Source organism: Streptococcus sp. CF8_Ac1-9, assembly GCF_024295565.1.
Classification (GTDB): Bacteria; Bacillota; Bacilli; order Lactobacillales; family Streptococcaceae; genus Streptococcus; species Streptococcus parasanguinis_X.
On record NZ_JANCOY010000005.1, the window covers coordinates 110,916 to 118,580 of the forward strand.

Here is a 7,665-nt window from a genome sequence, read left to right on the forward strand (position 1 = left end):
AACACTTATATTCATTATACTATAAATAGGACCCCATCGCAAAAGAACAAGCCAGATCCCCACCTTTTGCTTACCACCAAAGGACATTTCAAAAATTCTTCCATGCAAAAAAGACTTAGCAATGCTAAGTCTTTCAAGTCATTATTGTTGGCCACGGGTTGCCACATATTTCAATTGATCTGCATGTTTCGCCACAAAATCCTTCATTTCTGAATCAGGAATTTGACGAAGATAGAGGTTAGAACGAATGGTTTCATCCTCTTCACGACAAGTTGACAATACTAAATACTTATCAGATGCTTTGATCTTAATATTAGGATTCTTCGTACGAGCTGACTCATAGATATTCTTCAATTGTGTCGTAAAATCATTGTCATCAGTAAAGCTTGTACGGTAGAAAGCGGTGTCCTCTGGGACAATGACCAATCCCATTACTTCATAATAATATTTCCGCTCTGGTGTCTCAATCACAACATACGGATGTTGGTCTAAATACTCTTGTTTGTCATAGTAGTTGACATCATTAAACATGCGATGATCGCCGACCTTACTACCACGAGCATGACCAAACAACCAAGTCAAACGATCACTGAAGTCTTTCTTGTTGTCCATATCCATGAAGACTGTCCCCATGTATGGTTCATTTCCACCATCAAACGTCTTATTCAAATAAGTTTCATTGTCAGTGGTTTGTACAACAGGTTCATCCAACTCAGTACCCGGTGCATAGACATAAGCAATTGTCTCAGGGTTAACAGCTGTTAACTGAGCAAAACGATTTTTCAAGTAATCTTTTTCTTCTTGGCTTGGTTCATATTTAGTTTCTTGCTTGGTTGAGCTTGTTCCAGTTGTTTTTTTAGCCGTGCTAGATGACTTAGTTCCTCCAAATGGATTAAAGAAAATAAATCCAGCAACAAGAACAACAACTGCAACAAGAGCAGCAATTACAAGACCCAATTTATTTGAACTTTTTTCCCCAGCTCTTTTCATTGATCGATCTCCTCTTGATGATTTTTTCTAAAAAATAACACTGAACCCGAAGGTCCAGTGATATTTTACGAGCTAATTAATAATCAAATTATTTAACTGCGCTTGTTTTTGGAAGAGCTTTACCAGCTTGTTTTGAACCAGCTTTACCAGCTTTAGCTGCGTCTCCACCTTTGTTTTCGCTAGATTTAGCTTCGTTTGTAGCTTGACCGTTAGCATCAGCTGCATCAGCAGAACCACCATGGTTAAGAGCTTTATCTTCTTGATCACGCATGTCTTTTGTTTTGTTGTCTTGAACGCCAGTTGGGTCGTTCCAGTATTTACCTTCACGTTGAGCTGCTGCACGGTATTGATCTTGAAGGTTAGCTACATATTTGTTGCGTACAACATTACGTGCTTCAGTGCGAGCTGCTTCAAGTTTAGCAACGTAATCGCCGTAAAGGTGACCTGATCCGTATGCTTCAAGAGCTTGTCTTGCTGCTACAACTGTTGGATAGTTTTCAGCTTCTGCGTTGATTTCAGCTTCGTGTGCTGCTACTTGTGTGTTTGCTTCGTCAGCGATATCGCGTTCTGAAACGTAGTGTTTTTGAATCAATGCATTTGAGCTATATGAATTGTCAGATGCAAATGCTGGAGCTGCTGCAGCAAATACTGCAAGAGCTGCTACTGATGATAATAAAACTTTTTTCATTGTTTTATCTCCTTTTTTTCTTTTCAAAAATTATTCGTTACTTCGTAACTATGACTAGTATACTAGGATATTCTGCCTATGTCAAGACTTTTCTTAGTTTTTTTAAAAAAACTATCAATTTTTTTCTATTTCAAATAACTATTTTTTTCATATAGCAAATTGAATTGCTCAATTTATATCTTAGTTTATGTTATCGAATGTATAAAAAAGAGGGCAGTTGCCCTCTAAAAATTATATCCAATCTATTATTGGTTTACTACTGAAGAGTAGTTTGTGCTAACAAATGTTTCAACAGTCTTGAATGTTTCGTATTGTTGACCATCTTTAGCAGTTTCTTCTTTTTGTGAAGCAGAACCATAACGAGAATTTGGATCAACAGTCACAAGACGTTTACCATCGTCATATGAACCATTATAAGAATAGTTAGTGTTTCCGTATGTTTCTACAGCTTTGAATGTTTCATATTTTTGACCATCTTTAGCTGTTTTTTCTGTTTGTGAAGCAGAACCGTAACGAGAGTTAGTTGTTCCAGTTACATTTTCTTCTGAAGGAAGGTCTTTTTTAGCTGTAACTGCAACTGGTTTTTTAGGTGCAGCTGGAGTAGATACTTCTTGAAGAACACCATCTTTTTTATCACCTTTTGGTTGTTGAACTTGTACCACTGCAACTGGTTTTTTAGGTGTAGCTGGTTTTTCTGATGTAGCCGGTTTTTCTGGTGTAGCTGGTGTAACTTGAGTTGGTTTTGAAGGAGCTTCTACCTTGTTTCCAAGTCCAAGATAAGTTTGAGCGTAGTATGATCCAAAACGGTTATTTGGATTATCTTTGCTATTTGCCAATGTTGAAGCAAAAACAACTGAAGTTGCTGCTACAGCTGAGAGAACGACTGCACTTGATAATAAAACTTTTTTCATAATAGTTTTATCTCCTTTTTCATATTTAATATAGATTGCTCTACAGTGAACATTTTATACATATATGTTGGGTTTGTCAAGTGTTTTTTCAACAAAACACTGTAATATCAAGAAATTAATTTTAAATCATGGTCTATTTGATACCAAAAATTACGATATTGAGATAATTCTACAAAAAGAAAAAGAAATGATAAAACTTCTTCTTTTTCTTCAAACTATTTTACCACCCCATTTTTTGGCAATCGTTTCTTGGGCAAACTAGGATCAGCCTTTGCTTCTAGTTCTTTAGCTGCTTGAACCAGTTTTTTCCGTTTCTTTTCTTTTTTTAGATTTTCCAACCATTTTCTGATTTCCATTTGTATATCCTCCTAAATAAAAGAGGCCAGTTACCCAGCCTCCTTATTGTTAACATTTTTTGGCATTTCCGATTTCAAATAGAGGAGAAAGAGGGCGATTTTCGTGAATGCGAACAATGGCCTCTGCAAGGAGTTTCGCAATCGAAATTTGCTCAATCTTATCAATCAATCGATCTTCCGGTAGATAAATCGTATCCAACACCACCAACTTCTTAATGGCTGATTTTTGGATGTTGTCCATCGCTGGTCCTGATAAAACAGGGTGAGTACAGCTTGCATAAACTTCAACAGCACCTGCTTCTGCAAGGGCATCCGCCGCATGACAGATTGTACCAGCTGTATCAATCATATCATCAATCAAAATACAAGTCTTGCCTTCAACACTCCCAATGATATTCATCACTTCACTCGTATTCATCTTATCGACACTTCGACGTTTATCAATAATCGCAATCGGTGTCTTCAAAAATTCAGCTAATTTCCGAGCACGAGTCACACCACCATGGTCTGGACTGACAACAACATAGTCTTTTCCAATCATCCCGCGACGTTCAAAAAAGTCGGCGATCAAAGGCGCACCCATCAAGTGGTCAACAGGAATATCAAAGAAACCTTGAATCTGAGCGGCATGCAAATCAATTGTCAAGAGGCGATCAACTCCAGCAACCTCAAGCATATTGGCTACCAACTTAGAAGTGATTGGTTCACGAGCTCGAGCTTTCCGGTCTTGACGAGCATAGCCGTAATATGGCATCACCACATTAATGGATTGCGCACTAGCACGTTTCAACGCATCTACCATAATCAAAATTTCCATTAGATTATCGTTAACCGGCGAGCTAGTGGATTGCAAAATATAAACATCTTTCCCACGGATTGATTCTTCAATATTAACCTGAATTTCTCCATCAGAAAATTGACGAACCGTTGACTTTCCAAGCGGTAGTCCCATTTCACGAGACACACGTTGAGCCAATTCTTGATTTGACGACAAAGCAAAGAGCATTAAATCAGAAAATGACATGATTTCCTCCAGTAAAATCTAAAACCATATTGTACAGTCAGCACAAATTTCTCCTGTAATCATTTTATCGCTTTTTAAGCAAATATTCAAATATTAATTTATGGAAATTACAAAATCTATCACTACCTAAATTCTATCAAAAAAGAAGCAGAACAAATGTCCTGCTTCAGTGTAATTCTTAGTTTGGATAGATATAAGTAACAGTACCTTGTGCTGTTGTTGGGTTAAACCAACCACGGTAGTTACCAATGCTACGGATACCATTATAGTTAGACTCAGAAACTTGGATGCTTGTTGTAGATTGAACGGCTGTAACAACTGCTACGTGTCCATATCCACCATCATTCCAACATGCAATGGCACCAACTTGTGGTTGAGATCCTGTACGGAATCCTGCTGCCGCTGCACTTGCTGCCCATTGTCCACCATTACCCCAGTAATCACCAGCCCATGGAGCCAATGTCTTCGCACCCCATGTACATTCACCAACTGGATAAGATGATGCAGATGTACTATAAGTTGGACGAGAAGTAGTTGCTACTGGTGCAGCCGCTGCTTGAGTTTGAACAGCAGGTTGAGGTGCTGCTTGAGTTTGTGCTGCCGCTGGTGTTGCAGCAGGTGTTTGAGCTGCCGCTTGAACTTGTGCTTGAAGAGTTGTATTAGCTGAAGCTTTAACAGCTGCTTGTTGTTCTTTTTGTTTTGCACGGTAAGCTGCTTCAGCTGCTGCCGCTGCTGCTGCTGCTTTTTCAGCTTCCGCTTTTTGTTGCAACAAAGCATTCTTTTCGTTTTCAGCAGTTGATTTTTCAGCAGCCAAGTTCAATTGTGCTACTTTCAACTCAGCTTCTTTTGTTGACAAAGCTTGCGCATCATCTTCTAATTGCTGTTTGTTTGCAATGACAGTATTGATAGCATCGTTGTTTTCTTTTTGTTTTTGTGCAATCTCTTCTTTATCACGTTTTTGCTCTTGCAACATTTTGTTGTTAGCATCTGCAATTTCGTTCATAGCAGAAATACGTGAGATAGCTTCTGTCAAAGATCCAGAGCTAACAATCGCATTAATATAGCTTGTGGCAGTCCCAGTTGTTTGAGCACTACGTGCTTGATTTGCAAGTGATTCTTGACGAGCAACAATATTTTTTGACAACTCATCAATCTCAGCTGACAATCGTTCAGATTCTTCATTCAAACGGTCATTTTCAGCTTGAAGATTTTCTTGTTGTTTTTTAATTTCAGATACTTGACCTTGAATTTGATCTACCTGAGCTTGTGCACTTTGTTGTTGTTGATTAATACTATTGATTTTGTTATCTTGAGCAGCAATCTTATCATCTGTTGAGTCAGCTGATACACCAGCTACAACAGCACCTTGTGATAAAGCAACTGTACTCAATAAGATTGTGGCAAATAATTTTTTCTTCATTAGATAAATTTTCCCTTTCTAATAAGACACTAACTAGTATAACAAATTTTTTAAAAATTTATATTACGCTATTGTTACATTTTTATTTCGAGTTTATAAATAAATCTTTTCAAGTAATGGCTGTAATACTATTAATAGAAGTACATTCAAAATTAAACTTGGGGAAATTTGGTAAATAATTAATGTAATCCAGTTAAATTTTATACCAATAAAAAGAATCAAAAGAAGGTTTGTTAAAATCTGAAATAATAGAATCGTTAATAAAAATGTAAAAAAACGAGTCAATCGATTGACCAAAATAATCTGATTACACCGATAAAAAATCACCTGTAGTAAAGGAAATACTAGGAAGGCAATTCCTAGGGTGTGTAAAAAATACACATCAAAACAAAAACCAAAGAAGACTCCCCACCAAATACTAGCTATCTCAGAGAAATAGAGACTCAATAACATAAAACCATATAGAAATAAAAATGAAGTAGGTTCAAAGGAGTTTGGACAGAAACGAGAAATAAGAAAAGAGATCTGCCCGTCAACAAATAAAGATAAGAATAAGATTAAAGGGAAAAAATGGTACTTACGTATGACTTTCACACTACTCTCCAATCAATAGTACATAACGATTGACATCTAAATTAGCCTTTGGTTTCACACGAATTTCTTGCCCTAACTGATCAGATGCCTTTTGAGTAGAAGTCACTGTACCAAGAGGTAAGTCACTACTCTTATATTTTCCTAAACCACTTGTTGAAACCAGAGATCCTTTTTTAATTTCAACTGGATCTCCAATTTGCAACAACCGAAACTCACCTGTCTTCTCGTCATAACCATTTAATAAAGCAAAAATAGATTGACCTTGACTCTCAATTTTAAACGTCAGGTGTTGTGAAGAAATAGTATCTTCGACTAATAATTTCACTTTGCTAGAATTTTTCTCTATACTTTCTACCACACCAATGACGCCACCAGACGAAAGGACAAACATAGAATCAGAAATTCCATCTGAACTACCTTTATCAATAACAAATTCCTGATCCCACGAACCATAATTACGGTCAATAATCTCACTAACGACTTGTTTAGAACCCGATACAGAATTCTTGATTGACATCAAATCCTTTAATTCTCTATTTTCTGATTCCAAACGGTTAAGTTTTGACTGGTCAATATCCTTTTGATAAAGACGTGATTTTAACGAACGATTTTCATCATTTAATTCAGATAAATTCTTTAAATCCTTTGCCTTAGATTCCACAACAACAAATGGAACCGATACTGCCTTATCAACAATAGCTAATATATCAGAAGATTTTAAAACAATCGAAGTTCTAACAGATGGAAAAAGAAATAAAATTCCTGAAACAGTTAAAACAAACACAAAACTAAAAATTTTAAAGAATCGATTCAAGAACATAGACAAAACCTTCAAAATATAAAAAATAGTTTGAGATGACATCTCAAACTTGGAAATTATACGGAGAATGGGGGATTCGAACCCCCGCGCCGGTTACCCGACCTAACGATTTAGCAAACCGTCCTCTTCAGCCTCTTGAGTAATTCTCCAAAATGGGCACGAGTGGACTCGAACCACCGACCTCACGCTTATCAGGCGTGCGCTCTAACCACCTGAGCTACGCGCCCAAGTTAAAAACTTGGTAAAGAACCTATGTTCAAAGCGGGTGACGAGAATCGAACTCGCGACAACAGCTTGGAAGGCTGTAGTTTTACCACTAAACTACACCCGCTTATTATTAAAAGAAATGGCGCGAGACGGAATCGAACCGCCGACACATGGAGCTTCAATCCATTGCTCTACCAACTGAGCTACCGAGCCAAATTGCGGGAGCAGGATTTGAACCTACGACCTTCGGGTTATGAGCCCGACGAGCTACCGAGCTGCTCCATCCCGCGTTAATATTAAGGAGGATGTGGGATTCGAACCCACGCACGCTTTTACACGCCTGACGGTTTTCAAGACCGTTCCCTTCAGCCGGACTTGGGTAATCCTCCAAGATAACAATGGACCTTGTAGGACTTGAACCTACGACCACTCGGTTATGAGCCGAGAGCTCTAACCAGCTGAGCTAAAGGTCCAACAAGATCAACAATATAGCGGCGAAGGGGATCGAACCCCCGACCTCCCGGGTATGAACCGGACGCTCTAGCCAGCTGAGCTACACCGCCATAATATCGGGAAGACAGGATTCGAACCTGCGACACCTTGGTCCCAAACCAAGTACTCTACCAAGCTGAGCTACTTCCCGATCTAAAGCTAC

At 38.1% G+C, this 7,665-nt stretch carries 8 protein-coding genes and 9 tRNA genes; all 17 read right to left on the bottom strand.

Annotated features, from left to right (window positions below):
* Positions 1–141: 141 nt before the first annotated feature.
* The 17 genes from srtB to NML76_RS08855 all read right to left on the bottom strand — a co-directional run bounded on the left by srtB (position 142) and on the right by NML76_RS08855 (position 7,653).
* On the bottom strand, positions 142–990 hold the full coding sequence (gene srtB, locus NML76_RS08775; RefSeq protein ID WP_118228669.1) for a class B sortase, LPKTxAVK-specific: 849 nt from the start codon (positions 988–990) through the stop codon (positions 142–144).
* Positions 991–1,078: 88 nt separating this feature from the next.
* Positions 1,079–1,678 (bottom strand): amylase-binding adhesin AbpA, encoded by a 600-nt coding sequence (gene abpA / locus NML76_RS08780; protein ID WP_049490637.1) that lies wholly within the window; start codon positions 1,676–1,678, stop codon positions 1,079–1,081.
* A gap of 245 nt (positions 1,679–1,923) precedes the next feature.
* Positions 1,924–2,589 carry a hypothetical protein gene (locus NML76_RS08785; protein ID WP_118228670.1) on the bottom strand — a complete coding sequence of 222 codons (666 nt, stop codon included), beginning with the start codon at positions 2,587–2,589 and terminating at the stop codon, positions 1,924–1,926.
* Between the two features lie 215 nt (positions 2,590–2,804).
* Positions 2,805–2,945, bottom strand: a complete 141-nt coding sequence (locus tag NML76_RS08790; protein WP_173018797.1) for a hypothetical protein — start codon at positions 2,943–2,945, stop codon at positions 2,805–2,807.
* A 49-nt stretch (positions 2,946–2,994) separates the two neighbouring features.
* Entirely contained in the window at positions 2,995–3,969 is a 975-nt protein-coding gene (locus tag NML76_RS08795) for a ribose-phosphate diphosphokinase (RefSeq protein WP_049490632.1), read from the bottom strand.
* Between the two features lie 178 nt (positions 3,970–4,147).
* Entirely contained in the window at positions 4,148–5,389 is a 1,242-nt protein-coding gene (gene pcsB, locus NML76_RS08800; protein WP_049473285.1) for a peptidoglycan hydrolase PcsB, read from the bottom strand.
* Between the two features lie 93 nt (positions 5,390–5,482).
* Positions 5,483–5,983 (bottom strand): rod shape-determining protein MreD, encoded by a 501-nt coding sequence (gene mreD, locus NML76_RS08805; protein WP_037608210.1) that lies wholly within the window; start codon positions 5,981–5,983, stop codon positions 5,483–5,485.
* A gap of 1 nt (position 5,984) precedes the next feature.
* On the bottom strand, positions 5,985–6,803 hold the full coding sequence (mreC, locus tag NML76_RS08810; protein ID WP_049490629.1) for a rod shape-determining protein MreC: 819 nt from the start codon (positions 6,801–6,803) through the stop codon (positions 5,985–5,987).
* Positions 6,804–6,864: 61 nt separating this feature from the next.
* Positions 6,865–6,952, bottom strand: a tRNA-Ser gene (locus tag NML76_RS08815).
* A gap of 4 nt (positions 6,953–6,956) precedes the next feature.
* A tRNA-Ile gene (locus tag NML76_RS08820) sits at positions 6,957–7,030 on the bottom strand.
* 33 nt (positions 7,031–7,063) lie between these two features.
* Positions 7,064–7,134, bottom strand: a tRNA-Gly gene (locus NML76_RS08825).
* 16 nt (positions 7,135–7,150) lie between these two features.
* A tRNA-Phe gene (locus NML76_RS08830) sits at positions 7,151–7,223 on the bottom strand.
* 3 nt (positions 7,224–7,226) lie between these two features.
* Positions 7,227–7,300, bottom strand: a tRNA-Met gene (locus NML76_RS08835).
* Positions 7,301–7,309: 9 nt separating this feature from the next.
* A tRNA-Ser gene (locus NML76_RS08840) sits at positions 7,310–7,399 on the bottom strand.
* 10 nt (positions 7,400–7,409) lie between these two features.
* Positions 7,410–7,483 (bottom strand) — tRNA-Ile (locus NML76_RS08845).
* Positions 7,484–7,499: 16 nt separating this feature from the next.
* Positions 7,500–7,573 (bottom strand) — tRNA-Met (locus NML76_RS08850).
* 6 nt (positions 7,574–7,579) lie between these two features.
* Positions 7,580–7,653, bottom strand: a tRNA-Pro gene (locus NML76_RS08855).
* Positions 7,654–7,665: the final 12 nt, after the last annotated feature.

Excerpts from the sequence above, each read along its gene's own strand:
- NML76_RS08785 (WP_118228670.1), bottom strand. The coding sequence starts at position 2,589 with ATGAAAAAAGTTTTATTATCAAGTGCAGTCGTTCTCTCAGCTGTAGCA.
- abpA (WP_049490637.1), bottom strand. The coding sequence starts at position 1,678 with ATGAAAAAAGTTTTATTATCATCAGTAGCAGCTCTTGCAGTATTTGCT.
- srtB (WP_118228669.1), bottom strand. The coding sequence starts at position 990 with ATGAAAAGAGCTGGGGAAAAAAGTTCAAATAAATTGGGTCTTGTAATT.
- mreC (WP_049490629.1), bottom strand. The coding sequence starts at position 6,803 with ATGTTCTTGAATCGATTCTTTAAAATTTTTAGTTTTGTGTTTGTTTTA.
- pcsB (WP_049473285.1), bottom strand. The coding sequence starts at position 5,389 with ATGAAGAAAAAATTATTTGCCACAATCTTATTGAGTACAGTTGCTTTA.
- NML76_RS08790 (WP_173018797.1), bottom strand. The coding sequence starts at position 2,945 with ATGGAAATCAGAAAATGGTTGGAAAATCTAAAAAAAGAAAAGAAACGG.
- NML76_RS08795 (WP_049490632.1), bottom strand. The coding sequence starts at position 3,969 with ATGTCATTTTCTGATTTAATGCTCTTTGCTTTGTCGTCAAATCAAGAA.